This is a genomic window from Micrococcus sp. KT16, from assembly GCF_003315015.1.
Lineage (GTDB): Bacteria > Actinomycetota > Actinomycetes > Actinomycetales > Micrococcaceae > Micrococcus > Micrococcus luteus.
Map to the genome: position 1 here is coordinate 1 of NZ_QNRG01000001.1, position 16,660 is coordinate 16,660.

Annotated in this window: 12 protein-coding genes; 5 read left to right on the forward strand and 7 right to left on the reverse strand. The window is 76.3% G+C overall.

Annotation, left to right across the window (positions count from 1 at the left end; genetic code table 11):
* Positions 1–154 precede the first annotated feature (154 nt).
* Positions 155–1,261, forward strand: coding sequence for a phosphotransferase (locus DE149_RS00005; RefSeq protein WP_036314344.1), 1,107 nt, complete (start codon positions 155–157; stop codon positions 1,259–1,261).
* Here the strand turns inward: DE149_RS00005 and DE149_RS00010 are convergent.
* Genes DE149_RS00010 through DE149_RS00020 form a run of 3 tightly spaced genes read right to left on the reverse strand, consistent with a single transcriptional unit; the run spans position 1,236 to position 8,595 of the window.
* On the reverse strand, positions 1,236–4,760 hold the full coding sequence (locus DE149_RS00010) for an ATP-dependent DNA helicase (RefSeq protein WP_036314341.1): 3,525 nt from the start codon (positions 4,758–4,760) through the stop codon (positions 1,236–1,238). The genes DE149_RS00005 and DE149_RS00010 overlap by 26 nt on opposite strands.
* Positions 4,748–8,188: an ATP-dependent DNA helicase gene (locus DE149_RS00015; RefSeq protein WP_036314339.1), complete on the reverse strand. Its 3,441-nt coding sequence runs from the start codon at positions 8,186–8,188 to the stop codon at positions 4,748–4,750. The genes DE149_RS00010 and DE149_RS00015 overlap by 13 nt, the downstream gene beginning before the upstream one ends.
* Positions 8,185–8,595 carry an MGMT family protein gene (locus DE149_RS00020; protein WP_036314337.1) on the reverse strand — a complete coding sequence of 137 codons (411 nt, stop codon included), beginning with the start codon at positions 8,593–8,595 and terminating at the stop codon, positions 8,185–8,187. The genes DE149_RS00015 and DE149_RS00020 overlap by 4 nt, the downstream gene beginning before the upstream one ends.
* A gap of 44 nt (positions 8,596–8,639) precedes the next feature.
* Here DE149_RS00020 and DE149_RS00025 point away from each other — a divergent pair, with 44 nt between their 5' ends.
* Entirely contained in the window at positions 8,640–9,326 is a 687-nt protein-coding gene (locus DE149_RS00025; protein ID WP_036314335.1) for a 3'-5' exonuclease, read from the forward strand.
* A 28-nt stretch (positions 9,327–9,354) separates the two neighbouring features.
* Here DE149_RS00025 and hemL read toward each other — a convergent pair whose 3' ends face one another.
* A complete protein-coding gene (hemL, locus tag DE149_RS00030) occupies positions 9,355–10,680 on the reverse strand; it encodes a glutamate-1-semialdehyde 2,1-aminomutase (RefSeq protein ID WP_036314334.1) in 1,326 nt (441 codons plus the stop codon).
* A complete protein-coding gene (gene hemB / locus DE149_RS00035; RefSeq protein WP_036381100.1) occupies positions 10,677–11,663 on the reverse strand; it encodes a porphobilinogen synthase in 987 nt (328 codons plus the stop codon). The genes hemL and hemB overlap by 4 nt, the downstream gene beginning before the upstream one ends.
* Before the next feature lie 107 nt (positions 11,664–11,770).
* Here hemB and brnQ point away from each other — a divergent pair, with 107 nt between their 5' ends.
* The 3 genes from brnQ (at position 11,771) to DE149_RS00050 (ending at position 14,657) form a co-directional block, all read left to right on the forward strand.
* Positions 11,771–13,165, forward strand: a complete 1,395-nt coding sequence (brnQ, locus tag DE149_RS00040; protein WP_095346900.1) for a branched-chain amino acid transport system II carrier protein — start codon at positions 11,771–11,773, stop codon at positions 13,163–13,165.
* A 10-nt stretch (positions 13,166–13,175) separates the two neighbouring features.
* Positions 13,176–14,276 (forward strand): NYN domain-containing protein, encoded by a 1,101-nt coding sequence (locus DE149_RS00045; protein ID WP_049147277.1) that lies wholly within the window; start codon positions 13,176–13,178, stop codon positions 14,274–14,276.
* A 99-nt stretch (positions 14,277–14,375) separates the two neighbouring features.
* Positions 14,376–14,657 carry a hypothetical protein gene (locus DE149_RS00050; protein WP_049147275.1) on the forward strand — a complete coding sequence of 94 codons (282 nt, stop codon included), beginning with the start codon at positions 14,376–14,378 and terminating at the stop codon, positions 14,655–14,657.
* Positions 14,658–14,684: 27 nt separating this feature from the next.
* On the opposite strand, the gene DE149_RS00055 is transcribed toward DE149_RS00050, so the two are convergent.
* A complete protein-coding gene (locus DE149_RS00055) occupies positions 14,685–15,524 on the reverse strand; it encodes a uroporphyrinogen-III synthase (protein ID WP_049147273.1) in 840 nt (279 codons plus the stop codon).
* 1 nt (position 15,525) lies between these two features.
* Positions 15,526–16,659 carry a hydroxymethylbilane synthase gene (gene hemC, locus DE149_RS00060; protein WP_049147271.1) on the reverse strand — a complete coding sequence of 378 codons (1,134 nt, stop codon included), beginning with the start codon at positions 16,657–16,659 and terminating at the stop codon, positions 15,526–15,528.
* Position 16,660 lies beyond the last annotated feature (1 nt).

Genomic DNA, 16,660 nt, shown 5'->3' on the forward strand with positions numbered 1-16,660 from the left:
GGGTCAGGGGTGCGTTAGCGTGAGTCATGAGTGGGTCTTTTCGGGCAGGTGGGTGGTGTAGGAACTTCCATCCTGCGGGAGAGGCCCACTCGTCTCATCTCAGCCCGGTACCCATGTCAAGAACCTCATGACCCACAACACCTAGGCTGGAGGGGTGGATCGTCAGCCCCTTCGTCTCGCAGCCCTGGCCGCCGCGGCCGTCCCCGGCCTCGCCCCCGTCTCCGCGGAGGCGAGCCCGGACGACCCCGCGGACTTCTCGACCGCCGTCGTCGTGGACGGTGAGGGCCAGCGGTGGCGGGTCCGCTCGCCCCGCACCCCGGAGGCGGGCATCCGTCTCGAGACGGAGCTGCAGGTGCTGGCGGGCCTGACCCCGGCGGTGCGCGCCGGCCTGCCGTTCCGCACGCCCTCCGTGGCGGGCGCGGTGCGGCTCGAGGGGCTGCGCACCTTCGTCTATCAGGACATGCCCGGGCGTCCCGTCACCCTGGATGAGCTGGCCCGGCTCGGCGAGCCCGCGGTGCAGGACGTGGGCCGTGTGCTGGCCGCGATCCACACGCTGCCCTCGGATGTCGTGGACCACGCGGACCTGCCCTCCTACACGGCGGAGCAGATCCGGCAGCGTCACCTCCACGCCCTCGACCAGGCGGCCACCTCCGGCCGCGTGCCGCCCCTGCTGCTGCGCCGCTGGGAGGAGGCCATGGAGGAGGAGGCCCTGTGGCGGTTCACCCCGGTGCCTGTGCACGGTGACCTGCACGAGGACAACCTGCTCCTCGAGCGCGGCCGCGTGGTGGGCGTGACGGGCTGGACGGACCTGCACGTGGGCGACCCGGCCGGCGACGTCGCCTGGCTGGCCGCCGCCACGGACCCGGACCTGGCCGACCGCGTCCTCGACGCCTACGCGGCCCGGCGGGCCGACGCGGGGGCCGCCGACGACGGCGACGCCCACCTGATGCGCCGTGCGGCGCTGCTCGCCGAGTTCGCCCTCGCCCAGTGGCTCACGCGGGGCCTGGACCGGCACGACGCGGGGATGGTCGCCGAGGCGGAGGCCATGCTGGCCGAGCTCGAGGGCGACGTGCGCGCCGCGCAGGAGGCGGCCGCGCGCCAGGCGGAGGCCGACGCGGCCGCCGACGCCGCCGAGGACGCCCGGGATGCGGCGGAGGACGCCCGGGAGGCCGCGGCCGCGAGGACCGCGGACCCGGAGACGGGCCCGCTGCCCGCCGTCGAGGTGGTGCGGCCGATCAACGGCGGGCCAGGGCGTCCGTGATGTGACGCTCGAGCTCCTCCTCCCCCGGCAGGTCCGGGAAGGAGCGCTCCTGCCCGTGGGCCACGTACACGAAGCTGGCCCCGATCCGTTCCAGCGGGATCCCGTGCAGCCGTGACCAGGCGAGCCGGTAGACGGCCAGCTGCAGCGACTTGAGCTCGAGGTCGCGGCCCCGCGGCACGGCGCCGGTCTTCCAGTCGACGAGCTCCCAGTCGGCCTCGGGGTCGAAGGGCAGGCGGGGGTCGCCGCCGGAGCGGTAGATCGCGTCGACCCGGCCCCGCAGTGTGATCCCGCCGACCGTCGTCTCGACCGGGGCCTCGACGAAGGCCGGGGTGCGCTCCGCCCAGCGCGAGGAGCGGAACCACTCCTGCATCGGGCCGAGGTCGAGGGCCTCGTCGACCCACAGGTCCGCGGCGTCCTCGGCCGAGTCGATGTCCAGCATGCCGGTGGCCCCGAAGCGCTCCTCGAGCCACGCGTGGAACGCCGTGCCGCGCCGCGCCGCGTGCGCGGGCGGCCGGGGCAGGGGCCGGCGCAGCTGCTCGGCCACGGCCTGCGGGTCGGCGGCGAGCTCGCCGTAGAGGGACACGGAGACGTGCTCGGGCAGGGCGGTCTCCCCGCCCGTCCCGGCGACGTCCCGGCGGCGCAGCAGCACCCAGTCCACCTGGCGGGCCAGCTCCGGGTCGTCCCCGAGCGCCGCCGGGTCCGCGGCGTGCACGGCCGCGGCGGCCGCCTCCACCCCGTGCCGGCGGGCCCGGGAGCGGCGCGGCAGCGGCTGCCAGCGTTCCTCGTCCTCGGGGTCCTCCGGGTCGGCGACGAAGGCCTCCGGGCCGTCGAGCGGGTCGAAGGGCCAGCGGGCGACCAGCGTCCGGCCCGCGGCGGGGTTGGCCTCGGGCAGGTCGTCCTCGGCCGGGGCGGGGCCGAGCGCGACGCCGGGCACCTCCCCCGCCAGACCGGCCACCTCCTCGAGGAAGGCCGAGGCCGGCAGGGGCTCCTTGTTGACTCCCTTGAACAGGGAGGTGCTCAGCCACAGGGCGGATCGCGCGCGCGTGTACGCGACGTAGGCCAGGCGCCGCTCCTCGCGCTCGGCGTGGGCGGCCACGGCCACGGCATAGGGGTCCGGGTTGCCCTCCTGGGCCGCCTTCGAGCTGTATCCGGTGCCGGCCGACTGGACCCAGTCCCGCTGGTCCTGCGCCCACGAGCCGTCCCACTGCGGCAGCGACGCGCGGTCCCCGCGCAGGGGCCACGGCAGCGCGCCGGCCCGGGGGCTGGTCCAGCGGTCCGCCCGCGTGGAGGGGAACGTGCCCTCCTGCAGGCCGGGGACCGCGACGACGTCCCACTCGAGCCCCTTCGAGGCGTGCGCGGTGAGCACCTGGACCAGGCCGGGGGTGGGCTCGGCGTTCTCGACGCCGAGGCCGTCCTCGTGCTCGAGGACGGACTCCGTCCAGGCCAGGAACGCCGTCAGGTCCGTCGCCGTGGTGCCGGCGCCGAAGTCGCGGGCCGCGTCCTGGAACGCGTTCAGGTGCCGCCGGGCCGCGGCCGCGGAGACGCCGGGCCGCAGGGCCACCTCGACGTCCAGCCCCGTCTCACGGATCACCTCCGCGATGAGGTCGGCCGGGTCCTCCCCGGTGCGCGTAGAGAGCCGGCGCAGCTCGGCGTTGACGGCCCTCAGTCGGGCCAGCCCCTCGGGTGAGAAGCCGCGGCCGCGCGAGCCGACCCAGTCCGTCCCCTCCCCGGGCAGGGAGTCGAGGGCCTCCAGCAGGGCGGCGGCGTCGGCGTCCTCCTCGGGGCTCACGTCCCGGGCCGGGTCCGGGGCGTCCCCGGCGGGGTCCTCCCGCCCACCGCCGGCCCGCCGGGCCCGCAGCCGCGAGACGAACCGGGCGCGCTCCTGCAGCACCTCGAGGTCGGCCACGCCGATGCGCCAGCGCGGGCCGGTGAGCAGGCGGACGAGCTGGTCGCTGCGCGTGGGGTCGGCCAGCACGTGGAGGACGGCGAGCACCTCGGCGACCTCCGGCAGCGCCAGCAGCCCGGAGAGCCCGAGCACCTCGTAGGGCAGGCCGGCGGCGTCGAGCGCGTCCAGCACGGGGCCGAACTGGGCGCGGGTGCGGCACAGGACGGCGCGGCTCGGGGTGGCCCCCCCGGGCCCGGACCCGGTGAGGGCGCCGAGGCGGGCGACGACGTCGGCGGCCTCCTCCTCCGCGGTGACGAACCGGTCCACCCGGACGACGCCCTCCCCCGCGCCCGGCCGGGGCCGCAGGGTGCGCACCTCCACCGGCGCGCCGCCCGTCGCGGCGGCGTGGGCGTTCAGCGGTGCGGCGACGGCGTTGGCGACCGCCAGGATCGACTCCTCGTTGCGCCACGCGATCGTCAGGTGCGAGACGTCCGCGTTCACGCGCCGCGGGGCGCCGCCGGGGCCGGTCTCCAGTCGGGGGAAGGCGTGCGGGAAGGCGAAGAGCTGCCCGGCGGAGGCGCCGCGGAAGCCGTAGATCGACTGGTGGGGGTCACCCACCGCGGTGACGCAGTGCCCCAACCCGGGCGCGTCGTCCTCGGGGCCGCGCGGGCCGAACAGCCCGGCGAAGATCCGCATCTGGGCGTGGGAGGTGTCCTGGAATTCGTCCAGCAGCACCACGGGGAACCGCGCGCGCTCCTGCTCGCCGGCCGCCGGCACCTCGACGGCGATGCGCGCCGCGTGGCGCAGCAGGTCGCCGAAGTCCATCACGTCCTGCTCGCGCTTGACCTCGTCGTAGCGGGCCACGAGGTCCGCCATGAGGGCGCGGTCCGCCAGGCCGGTCAGGAACTCCTGGATCTCCTTCGAGGGGGTCTTGGCGCGCGGGGGCAGCGGCAGGGCGCTCCCCTGCTCGGCCAGCCGGGCGAGGAACTCGCGCACCTCGTCCGCACTCACCAGGTGCTCGGCCATGTCCCCGGCCAGCCGCAACGCCTGCGTGATGAGCCGGGACGGGGCCACGCCGAGGGTGTCCGCGACCACCGGATGCGAACGCACGACGGCGCCCATGAGCCGGTGGGCGTCCGCGCCTCCGAGCAGCCGCGCCTCCGGTTCCACGCCGATCCGCAGGCCGTGGTCCCTGACGAGCGCGCCGGCGTAGGAGTGGTACGTGGACACCGAGGCGCGGCCCAGGTCCTCGGGCTCCCCGTCGAAGCCGGGGATCTCGAGGCCGGAGCGCAGCAGGGCGTCCACGCGCCCGTTGATCCGCTCGGCGAGCTCACCGGACGCCTTCCGGGTGAACGTGACGCCGAGGACCTCGTCCGGGCGCACGAGACCGTTGGCCACGAGCCAGACCACGCGGTCGGCCATGGTGGCGGTCTTGCCGGAGCCGGCGCCGGCCAGCACCAGGCGCGGAGTGAGCGGGGCGGTGACCACCTCGGCCTGCTCCTCCGTGGGCGGGGGCAGCCGCAGCCGTGCCGCGATGTCCTCCGGCGAGTGGACCGCGTCCTCGACGCGCGGACGATCGGTCTGGGCGGCGGGATCGCCGGTCAGCGGGGCCATTCGGTGACCTGCCTTCCTTCGGAGCAGAGCGGACAGACGGAGGGCAGCGCGCACCGGCGGGCGCCGGCCTCGTGGAGGGCGAGGAAGCGCGGCCCCGTGGTGCGGCGGGCCGCCGTGAACACCTGCTCGAGCGCCCAGGTGTCCTCGTCCTCGAGGGCCGGCTGGTCCTGCACCTTGGTCTTCTGGGTGCCGGCGCCGAGCTGGACGAGGGCCGCGCCGGCCGGTGTCGTGGGGTGCTCCAGACCGGCGAGCGCGGCGCGCAGGGCGGGGTCCGTGGCGGGGTCGTCCCGGACCTGCTCCAGACCGCCGGCGCGGACGGCCACCTGATAGGCGGCCAGCTGGGGCTGGCGCGCCATCTCCGCGCCGGTGGGCGCGCTGCGGCCGGTCTTGAGGTCGGCGATGAAGGGTCGGCCCTGCGCATCCGCCTCGAGCCGGTCCACGACGCCGGTGATCCGGACGGTGGTCCCGCCCCAGGTCAGGTCCGCGAGGAGCCGCACCTCCTGGGCCACGGGCCGACGCCCGGCCGCCCGGGCGATGCTCCAGTAGCCGATGTAGGCGTCCACCAGGCCGCGGGCCCGGTCGTGCTCGATCTCCGTGATCCAGCCCTCCGGCAGGCCGAGTTCGGGCAGGCGGCGTTCCAGTTCGGCGCGCACGTCCTCGGGCACGCCCTCGGGGTGGTGTTCGGCCACCGAGTGCACGAGCGTGCCCACGGACTGGGCGAGGGTTCCGCCCGCGTTCGCGCCGACGTGGTACAGCACCCAGTTCAGCGGATTGCGCAGGGCCGTCTCCACGCGGGAGGGCGAGAGCGCGACGACCTCGCGCTCCGGGTCGACGAGCGCGGCCTCGGTGGACAGCGGCAGCAGGCCCCACCAGCGTCGGGGGTCCGCGACGGTCACGCCGTCCTCGGCGAGGACCGCCAGGCCGGCGGCCGCCGCGGCCCGGGATGTCGCCCCGTCGGCCGCGTCCGCCTCGTCCCCGGCCTCCAGGACGCGGCGCAGCCGGCCGACGAGCGCGGACGCCGTGATCGGGTCGGGGACCGCGGTGAGCCGCCGGACGCCGGCGGCGTCGCGCGCCTCGGCGGGCAGCCGTTCGGGCGGGTCCACCAGGTCGAGGAAGTCGGAGGGGCCCTCATCCGGCGAGCGGACGGCCGTGACGACCACCTGACGCCGTGCCCGGGAGACCGCGGCCGCGAGCATGCGCAGCTCGTCCTGACGCACCTCGCGCAGCCGGGTGCGGTGATCCGTGGGCCACGGGGCGTCCGCGGGCAGGGTCACGAGGTCCACGAGGTCGGTGGCGCCGAGCAGCTGGCCGCGCAGCCGGGTGTTCGGCCACACGCCCTCCTGCAGGCCCACGACGATCACCGTGTCCCACTCCTGGCCGGCCGCCGCGGCGGGGGTGCGCACGTGCACGGCGTCACCGGACTCGGCACGGCGGGCCAGGGTGTCCACGGGCAGGTCCTGGGACTCCATGTAGACGGCGAACGACTCGGGCGACGCGCCCGGGAACTGGTCCACGAAGCGCTCGGCCACCTTGAACAGGGCGACGACGGCGTCGAGGTCCGCGTCCGCCCGGCGGGACTCGCGGCGGTCGTTCGCGTGCTCGGCGGGCCGCAGCGCGAGCGAACGCCACCGCTCGGCCCGACCGGAGGCGGACCACAGCGCCCACAGCACGGTCTCGGGCGAGGCCGAGGGGGCGCGGGCGGCCTCCAGGCCGTCCCGGAGCATCCAGTGGACGCGGCGCAGGGCGCGGTGCCGCTCGTGCTCGGGGCCGGCCAGGCTCGGGTCCAGCAGGGCCGCGGCGAGCAGCGCGTCCGAGGTGCGCCGGCCGCCCCGGCCCCGCTCGGCGGCCAGCAGGTCCTGGCGCAGCCGCCGCACGTGCAGCGCGCTGGCCATCCCGTACCGGCCGGTGAGCAGTCCCACGACCTCGTCCGGGTCGAGCACGTCCTCGACCCGGGCCTCCGGATCCTCCGCGAGCGCCCCCGCCGCGTCCACCAGCGTGAGCAGGGGCGCGACGGCGGGCTCCTCCTTCAGCACGAGCCCGGCGGCGTCGCGCAGCACGGGGACGCCCTCGGCCTCCAGGTGGCGGGCGAGCGCGGCCACACGGGAGCCGGAGCGGGCGACCACGAGGATCCGGTCCAGGGGCACCCCGTCCTCGTGGTGGACCCGCAGCACCCGTTCGAGGACGAGCTGGTCCTCGTGGGCGCGGGTGGGCACGACGTGCGCGCGGACGGCGCCGTCACCGTCCGCCGGGACGGTCTCGGTCCGGGTCCGTTCGACGCCGGCGGTGCGCTGGCGGACCCGGCGGGCCACGCGCAGGTAGGCGTCCTGGACCTCGGCGCGCATGCGGTGCCCGCGCGTCAGCACCCGGACGCGCCCGTCCGGGGACGCGGGCGGGGCGGCCCCCGGCACGGGATCGGGGTCGAGGACCCCGGGGTACCGGGCGAGGAGGTCGGGCCGGGCGCCGCGGAAGCCCTCCACGGTGGTGTCCGGCGACGCGGTGAGCAGCACGTCCCGCCCGCGTCCGAGCACGGTGAGCAGGTCGTGCACGGCGGGGGTGGCCTCGTGGAGGTCCTCGACCACGAGCACGGCCAGGCGGTCCCGCTCCGCCGCCACGAACGCCTGCGCCGCGGCGTCGCGCTCCGGGTCCTCGGGATGCCGCTCGGTGAGCACGCGGACGGCGGCGGACAGCAGCCCGGCGGCGTCGAACGCCTCGGCCATGCCCAGGTCGATCCGGTCCCGGTAGTCCTGCAGCAGCACGGCCGCGGCCTCCCACTCGGGGCGCCCGTGGGCGGTGCCGAGCTCCTGCAGGCGGCCCGGCTCGAGGCCGAGCTCGCTCATGCGGTCCACGAGCTCGCGGACCTCGCGGCGGAATCCCCGCGCCTCCACGGCGGGGGCGACGTCGGCCGGCCAGTCCGGCGCGGCGGCGAGGCCGGCGGCGTAGCCCTCGAGCAGCTCGGCGATGACCGTGTCCTGCTCGGCACCGGTGAGCAGCCGGGGGGCGACCTCCAGATGCCTCAGCGGTCCCGTGACGCGGGCACGGCGCAGCAGGTCGAACGCGTAGGAGGACCAGGTCCGCACGGGGGTGACGGCGCGGGTGCCCCGACCGGCGGCGGCGAGCCGGCGGGTCAGCGCGTCGCGCAGCCGCGCCGCCGCATCCCGGCTCGGGGCCAGCAGCAGGAGGGACTCGGGGTCCAGCCCCGCCTCGATCCGGCGGGCCGCGTACTCGACCGCCACGGTGGTGCGCCCCGTGCCGGGGGCGCCCAGCACGAGCACGGCGTTGTGCCCGGGGGCGAGCGAGGCGATCGCCTCCTGCTCGTCCGTGAGCGTGATCCGGTCCTCGGGCGCGGCGGCCGTGCGCACCAGCCGAGCGGCCCGTTCCGGCGCCGCCGCGTCGTCGTCGAAGGGGTCCACCCCGTGTTCCCTGGTCATGGCCTCATCCTCGCACCGGGCCCGGACACGATACGGTCGGCGATCGCACGGATCGCCCGCGCGGCGCCGTCGTCGGGCTCCCAGCGGGCCCGGGGCAGGTCCACGCGCCCGGCCGGGGTGCGGGGCATGGCCTCGCGTTCGTGCTCGACGGCGGCCCGCGCGGCCAGCTCCGGAGGCAGCGAGCCGTCGGCCCGGACCACCCGCCACCACGGCGTGCCGGGGCTCGATTCGGCCATCGCCCGGCCGGCCTGCCGCGGACCGCCGACCCCCAGCAGGCCGGCCAGCCCCCCGTAGCTGACGGCGCGTCCGGGCGGGACCAGACGGGCGAGCGCCTCGAGCCCCTCGCCGAGGGTGAGCGGTCCGTCGTCGCGGTGGCGGGCGCCGGGGAGCACAGGGTGATCGGTCACGACCCCATCCTGTCGTGTCCGCCGCTCCGGGTAGCGTGAGGCGCGTGACTTGGCATGAGAGCATCCGCGCCGGCTTCGACCTCGAGACCACCGGACGTGATCCGCGCACCGCGCTGATCGTGACCGCCACCCTGGTGATGGTGGACGAGCAGGGCCGCGCCGCGTCGTCGGCCGAGTGGCTCGTGGACCCGGGCGTGCCCATCCCGGCCGAGGCGGCCGAGGTCCACGGCGTCACCACGGAGCGGGCGCAGGCGGAGGGCATGCCCGCCGCGCAGGGTGTCACGGAGATCACCGAGACCCTGCGGGACCTGTTCGCCGCGGGCATCCCCGTGGTGGCGTTCAACGGCGTGTACGACTTCACGGTGATGGACCGGGAGGCGCGCCACCACGGGCTGACGCCGCTCGAGGCCCGCCCCGTGATCGACCCGTTCGTGCTGGACAAGCAGGTGGACCGGTTCCGCAAGGGCAAGCGCACGCTCTCCGCGGTGTCCGAGCACTACGGGGTGACCCTGGAGAACGCGCACACCTCCGCGGCGGACGCCCTCGCCGCCGTCCAGGTGGCCGACGCCCTGGCCGCCCGGTACGAGCAGCTGCGCGTCGCGCCGGTGGACCTGCACGAGCGGCAGGTCCGCTGGAAGGCCGAGCAGGCGGAGAGCTTCGAGCAGTACCTGCGACGCAAGGACCCGCAGGCCACCGTCTCGCGCCACTGGCCGGTCGAGGCCGAGCGCTGAGCGCCCGGCCCCGACCCGCACCCGGGTCTCAGCCCTGGGGCGTCGCCGCCGCGGCCGCCTTCGCCGCGGCCGGCAGCGCGTCGAGCACCCGGGTGACCGCCGCGTCGTCGTGGGCGGCGGAGACGAACCAGGCCTCGAACACGGACGGCGGCAGGTACACGCCGGAGGCCAGCAGCGACTGGAAGAACGGGGCGTAGCGGAAGACCTCCTGGCCCTGGGCGTCCCGGTAGTCCCGCACGCCGGTGCCGGAGGTGCCGAACGCCAGGGAGAACAGGGTGCCGGCCCGCTGGATCGAGTGGTCCACGCCCTCGGCGTCGAGCGCGGCCACGAGGCCCTCGCGCACGGCGTCCGAGGCGCGCGTCACGGCCGCGTAGACGGCCTCGTCGGCGCGGGAGAGCGTGGCGTGGCCGGCGGCCATGGCCACCGGATTCCCGGAGAGGGTGCCGGCCTGGTACACGGGGCCGAGCGGGGCCAGGTGGTCCATGATCTCGGCGGAGCCGCCCAGGGCGGCCGCGGGCATGCCGCCGCCGATCACCTTGCCGAAGCACCAGACGTCCGGGGTCCAGCCCTCGGGCTGTCCGGACAGGCCCCAGCCGCCCGTGGCGGTGGCGCGGAAGCCGGTGAGCACCTCGTCCCAGATCAGCAGCGCGCCGTGGCGGCGGGTGATCTCGCGCAGGAACGCGTTGAAGCCCTCGGCGGGCTCCACGACGCCCATGTTGCAGGGCACGGCCTCCGTGATGAGCGCGGCGATGCGCTCGCCGTGCTCGGCGAACACGGCCTCGACGGCGGCGCGGTCGTTGTAGTCCACCACGAGGGTCTCGGAGGCGGCGGCCTCGGTGACGCCCGCGGAGCCGGGCAGGGCGGCGGTCGCCACGCCCGAGCCGGCCGCGGCCAGCAGGCCGTCCGAGTGGCCGTGGTAGCAGCCGGCGAACTTCACGATCAGGTTGCGGCCGGTCACGCCGCGGGCCAGGCGCAGGGCCGTCATGGTGGCCTCGGTGCCGGTGGACACGAAGCGCACGCGCTCGACCGGGACCTTGGAGGCGATCAGCTCGGCCAGCGCGGTCTCCTCCAGCGTGGAGGTGCCGAAGCCGAGGCCGCGGTCCACGGCGGCGTGCACGGCCTCGACGACCTCGGGGTGCTGGTGGCCCAGCAGCATGGGGCCCCACGAGCAGACCAGGTCCACGTACTCGTTGCCCTCGACGTCGGTCAGGTACGGGCCGCGTGCGCCGGCCATGAACCGGGGCGTGCCGCCCACCGAGCCGAAGGCGCGCACGGGTGAGTCGACGCCGCCGGGGATGACGGCCTGGGCCGCGGCGAAGGCGGCGGCGTTGGTGGTCGGCTGGGACGCGGTCACAGGGACCCCTCCTTCATCCAGCGGCCGAGCTCGGCCGCCCAGTAGGTGAGCACGGAGTCGGCGCCGGCGCGCCGGATGGAGAGCACGGACTCGACGATCGAGGCCTTCCGGTCGATCCAGCCGTGCGCGGCGGCGGCCTCGATCATCGCGTACTCCCCCGAGATCTGGTACGCGGAGACGGGCACGTCCGCCATGTCCGCCACGTCGCGCACGATGTCCAGGTAGCTCATCGCGGGCTTGACCATCACCATGTCCGCGCCCTCCTCGAGGTCGAGGGCGACCTCGAGCAGGGCCTCGCTCCGGTTGGCGGCGTCCATCTGGTAGGTCTTGCGGTCGCCCGTGAGCTGGGAGTCGACGGCGTCGCGGAACGGCCCGTAGAACGCCGAGGAGTACTTCGCGGCGTAGGCGAGGATCGCGGTCTCGTGGTGGCCGGCGCCCTCGAGGGCCTCCCGGATCACGCGGACCTGGCCGTCCATCATCCCGGAGGGGCCGAGCACGTCCGCACCGGCCTCGGCCTGCGCGACGCCCATCCGGGCGTAGATCTCCAGCGTCGCGTCGTTGTCCACGGTGCCCTCGGCGGTGAGCACGCCGCAGTGGCCGTGGTCGGTGAACTCGTCCAGGCACAGGTCGGACATCACGACGAGCCCGTCCCCCACCTCCGCCTTCACGTCCCGGATGGCCCGGTTCAGGACGCCGTCCGGGTCCAGGGCGGCGCTGCCGACGGCGTCGCGCGTGGTCGGCACGCCGAACAGCATGATGCCGCCCAGGCCCAGCTCGGCGGCCTCGGCCGCGGCGGCCTTGAGCGAGTCCGCGGTGTGCTGCACGACGCCCGGCATCGAGGCGATCGGCACGGGCTCGGCGGCGCCCTCCTTGATGAAGGCCGGCAGGATCAGCTCGGCGGGGTGCAGGCGCGTCTCAGCGACGAGGCGGCGCATCGCGGCGGACCGGCGCAGACGCCGGGGACGGTGCAGCGGGAAGGACATGACGGGGTCACACGCTCCTGGTTCGGGGACCCGTCCAGTCTAGGCGCGGAGGCTGACCGCGCGCCGGGTACAGTCATGGCGCCCCGTCCGCCGTCGAGAGGCCCGTGATGCCCCCGCGCCTGCGCCCCGGTCAGACCCTGCTGCTGGCCTCGCTCGTCTTCGGCCTGTTCTTCGGCGCGGGCAACCTGATCTTCCCCGCCGGCCTGGGCCGGGATGCGGGCGCCGCGGTCACGCCGGCCACGCTCGGCTTCCTCGTCACGGCGGTGGGGCTGCCGGTTCTGGGCATCGTCGCCTCGGCGGTGACGGGGGCGCGCTCGGTCCGTGAGATGACGGCGCCCGTCTCCCGGCGCTTCGCCGTGGCGTTCACGTGCCTGCTGTACCTGACGATCGGCCCCCTCTTCGCCATCCCCCGCACCGCCACGGTGTCCTATGAGATCGGTGTCGCGCCCCTGGCGGGCGACGGCGGCCTGCGGCTGCTCGGCTTCACGGCGGCGTTCTTCGCGGTCGCCGCGGTCGCGGCGTTCCGTCCGGGCCGGCTCATGGAGTGGGTGGGGCGGTACCTGACCCCGGCGTTCCTGGTCCTGCTCGGCGCCCTGGTGGCGGCCGCCGTCGTGGCCCCGATGAGCACGGGCGCCCTGCCCTCGCCGACCCCCGCCTACGCCGACGGGGCGCTCGTGCGGGGCCTGCTGGACGGCTACGCCACGATGGACGCGCTCGCCTCGCTCGCCTTCGCGGTCGTGATCGTCGACGCCGCCCGGCGCCTGGGCGTGACGGGCCCGCGCCGCATGGCGGTGGAGCTGGGCAAGGCGGGGCTGCTCGGCGGCGCGGCGATGACGGTGGTCTACGCCTCGCTGGCGTACATCGGCGCCACGAGCCACGGCGCGTTCGCGCAGGCCACGAACGGCGGCGACGTCCTCGCCCGCAGCGCGAGCCACTTCTTCGGCACGGCGGGCGCGTACCTCATCGCGGCCATCGTCTTCGTCGCGTGCCTGAAGACCTGCATCGGACTGATCGTGGCGTGCGCCGAGATGTTCGCGGAGATGTTCCCCGGGTCCTACCGGCTGTGGGCGGGCCTCTTCCTCGTGGTGTCCTTCGCGCTCGCCAACCTGGGCCTGGAGGCGATCATCGCCTGGTCCGTCCCGGTGCTGATGTTCCTCTACCCGATCGCCGTCGTCGTCATCCTGCTCGGCCTCGCCTGGGCCTGGGTGCGGGACCGCCCGGCGGTGGCCCGCTGGGTGGTCGCCTGCACGGGGCTCGCCGCCTTCTTCGACCTGCTGGGCGCCCTGCCGGAGGCGCTCGTGACGACGCCGCCCGTCACCGCCCTGACGGGCCTGGCCGGCCGGGTGCTGCCCGGCTACGCGGTCGGCTTCGGCTGGGTGGTCCCGGCGCTCGTCGGGCTGGTCGTCGGCACGCTGGCCGCCGCCTCGCGGCCCCGCTCCCGCCGGGGCGAGCGGGAGGCGATCCCGGTCACCGCCGGCCACGGGCGCACCGCCGCCGACTAGGGTGGGACACATGCCCGAACCCACCCCCGCATCCCTGCGCATCGCCGTCCTGATGGACAGCGACAACGTCTCCCCCAAGTTCGCCCCCCTGATCCTCGAGGAGCTCGCCACCTACGGCACCCCCACGATCAAGCGCGCGTACGGCGACTGGACCACGACCAACCTCAACGGCTGGAAGAAGGCGCTGAACCACCACGCGATCCAGCCGGTCCAGCAGTTCGCCTACACCGTGGGCAAGAACTCCTCGGACTCCGCGCTCATCATCGACGCGATGGACCTGCTCTGGATGGGCAACGTGGACGCGTTCGCCCTCGTCTCCTCCGACTCCGACTTCACGCGCCTGGCCACCCGCCTGCGCGAGGGCGGCAAGCGCGTGATCGGCCTGGGCGCCCGCAAGACCCCCGCCTCCCTGCGCAACGCCGTGGACCAGTTCATCTACCTCGAGCTGCTCGGCACCGCCACGGACCACGACGTCGACGACGACGAGACCGGCGAGGACGCCCCCGCCAAGGAGGAGAACGCCAAGGCGTCCGAGGGCTCCGGCCGCTCGGGGTCCCGCCGCGGCGGTCGAGGCCGCGGTCGCGGGGCAAAGACCACCGACGCCACCGACACCCCCGAGGCCACGGACGCGGACGCGGAGGCCCCCGCTGTCGACGAGGCCCCTGCTGCCGACGAGGCCCCCGCCGCCGACGAGGCGCCCGCCGGGGACGCCGCCGCCGGCAAGGACGGGAAGGCCGCGGAGGCGAAGTCCGGGGCCGGTCGGCGGGGCCGCCGTGCGTCGTCGTCGGACGTCACCGAGGACCCGACCCCGCCCGAGGTGCCGGTCGAGGCCGAGCCCGAGCACGACGAGGCCGACGCCGCCCCGCGCATCGACCTGCAGGCCGCGCTCACCAAGGCCGTCAACGCCACGAGCACCGACGACGGCTGGGCCACGCTGTCCCTGATCGGCCAGCACCTGAGCCGCACCCACGTGGACTTCGACCCGCGCGACTTCGGGCACTCCAAGCTCTCCACCCTCGTGGAGGACCAGCCGTACCTGCGCACCCGCACCGAGGGCCGGACCATGGAGGTCTCGCTGGTCCGCCGCCGCAGCCGCCGCGCCGAGGGCTGAGCGGCACGGCCCGTCGTCCCCCGCGGCCGGCGGGCCGGTCAACCGGCCGTTCACCCGCCGGCCACCCGCCCACCACGCCCGCCCGGTAGGCTCCCCGCCATGGGGAACACTCTGGGCTTCCTGCGCGGCGTCGACCGCCTGCACGCCTTCTACACGGAGAACGTGCGCATGCTCGCGCACGCGTACGACCTGACGGACGAGGAGGCCTCGGAGCTGCTCGCCAACACGGGCTTCACCAACGTCTCGGTCGCCATCCTGCGCGGCCCGCGGGTGGACATCATGGCCGCCGCCACCGGCGTGCCGCAGGACGAGAAGCACGACGCCGGCCCGGCGCCGTCGGAGGACGACGCGCCCGACCCGGACGGCGACCGCCCCGACTGAGCCTCGCCTCGCGTGCGGCCGGGCGGCTCAGGCCGCACCGCGCAGCACGGCCAGCACTCCGGCCGCGTCCGGCGTGGGGGCCGTCCCGAGCAGGGGCAGACCCCGCCGCGCGCACGTGTCACGGGTCGGCGCGCCGATCGCCACGAGCCGCACCCGCTCCCCCACCAGTGGCGTCAGACCCGCGGCCACGAACTCCTCCGCCGCGGACGAGCTGGTGAGCACCACGGCGGTCCCCGCCGCGACCGCGGCCAGCCGCGCGGGCGTCACGACGTCCCCCCGGCCCTCGTCCGCCGCCCCGTCGAGCAGCCGCCTGCCGGCCTGCGCCGGATACGGCACCGTCCGGTAGGCGAGCCCGGTCCGCACGTCCCAGCCCGCCGCGCGCAGGCCGTCGGCGAGGCGGGACCGGGCCCGATCGGACTGGGGCAGCCACGCGCGGGCGCCGCGGGGATGCAGGGCGGCGAGTCCGGCGATCAGGCCCTCGGCGGAGCGGTCCTCGGGCGGCAGCCACGGCGCCGCGTCGCAGCCCGCCTCGGTCAGCACCCGTGCCGTGCCCGGTCCGGTGACCGCGATCCGCGCGCCCGCCGGGACATGGCCGTCCCAGCCGACGGCCCTGAGCGCGCGCACGGTGTTGGGGCTCGTCAGCACGAGCCAGCGGGACCCGTCCGAGCGCACCGGCCCGGCCGCATCACCGTCGGCCCCCGCCCAGTCCGCGAGCAGCGCGCGCAGGGGGCCGTCGTCGTCGGGCAGCGCGAAGTCGGTCAGCGGCAGGAAGCCGACCCGCAGCCGCCGCCCCGCCACCTCGGTGCCGGCGAGACCGGCCTCGAGGTCGCCGGCCTGGGCCGGCTGGCGGGTGAGCAGGACGCGCATCTCAGGCCGGGTCGTCGGGGCGCGGGGCGCCGTCGCCCCGGTCCACCCCGCGCACCGTGCCGGGCAGCAGGTCGGCGCCCTCGGCCACGAACTGCTCGGCCACGTGCACGCCGAGTGCCTCCGCGGCCACGAACAGGGTGTCCTCGAGCCACTCGTCGGCGGCCGCCGGGTCGCCGGCCACGTCGGCCGGCACCGGGTCGAGCTGCACGGACGAGGTCCGGCGCAGCACGCGCGAGCCGTCGAGGGCGGCCACCATCGCGGTCATCTCGATGCGCGGCGCGCCGGCCTCGCCGTCGGTCACGCGGGCCACGGCCCCGATCGGCGCGGCGCAGCCGGCCTCGAGGCGGCGCAGCAGGGCCCGCTCGGCGGTGACCGCCACGTGGGTGTCCCGATCGTCGACCAGCTCGAGGGCGGCGTGCAGCCTCCCGACCGGCGCCTCGGGGTCCAGGAGCGCCCGACCGAGGAAGGACTCGTCCTCGGCCCGGATCTCCACGGCCAGGGCGCCCTGCCCGGGGGCGGGCACCATGACCTCCGGGTCGATCCGCTCGGTGATCACGTGGTCCAGGCCGAGCCGGTCGAGCCCGGCACAGGCCAGGATCACGGCGTCGAGGTCACCGCGGGGCGAACCCGCGGCGGCCGGGGCGTGATCGTCGTGCTGCTCCAGCCCGGGCACGCGGGCCAGGCGGGTCTGCACGTTGCCGCGGATGTCCACCAGCTCCAGATCCGGGCGCAGCGCCTTGAGCTGGGCCACGCGGCGCGGCGAGCCCGTGCCCACCCGGGCGCCCTCGGGCAGGGTCGCCAGGGTGAGGCCGTCGCGGGCGCACAGGGCGTCCCGCAGGTCGGCCCGGGCCGGCACCGCGGCGATCTCGAGGGTCTCCGGTTGGACGGCCGGCAGGTCCTTGAGCGAGTGCACGGCCGCGTCCACGACGCCGTCGAGCACGGCGGCCCGCAGCGCCGAGGCGAACACGCCGGTGCCGCCCAGCGAGGCCAGCGAGCCGGTGGTGACGTCGCCCTCGGTGCGGATCACCACCAGCTCGTGGGCCAGGCCGGAGCGCTCCGTGAGCGTCTCGGCCACGTGGGTGGTCTGCGTGGTCGCCAGGGCGGAGCCCCGGGTGCCGATGCGCAGGGGGGTCACG

Bases quoted from the DNA above. Each gene is read 5' to 3' on its own strand.
- DE149_RS00010 (WP_036314341.1), bottom strand. From the start codon at position 4,760: ATGGCCCCGCTGACCGGCGATCCCGCCGCCCAGACCGATCGTCCGCGC.
- DE149_RS00015 (WP_036314339.1), bottom strand. From the start codon at position 8,188: ATGACCAGGGAACACGGGGTGGACCCCTTCGACGACGACGCGGCGGCG.
- hemB (WP_036381100.1), bottom strand. From the start codon at position 11,663: ATGTCCTTCCCGCTGCACCGTCCCCGGCGTCTGCGCCGGTCCGCCGCG.
- brnQ (WP_095346900.1), top strand. From the start codon at position 11,771: ATGCCCCCGCGCCTGCGCCCCGGTCAGACCCTGCTGCTGGCCTCGCTC.
- DE149_RS00045 (WP_049147277.1), top strand. From the start codon at position 13,176: ATGCCCGAACCCACCCCCGCATCCCTGCGCATCGCCGTCCTGATGGAC.
- DE149_RS00050 (WP_049147275.1), top strand. From the start codon at position 14,376: ATGGGGAACACTCTGGGCTTCCTGCGCGGCGTCGACCGCCTGCACGCC.
- DE149_RS00055 (WP_049147273.1), bottom strand. From the start codon at position 15,524: ATGCGCGTCCTGCTCACCCGCCAGCCGGCCCAGGCCGGCGACCTCGAG.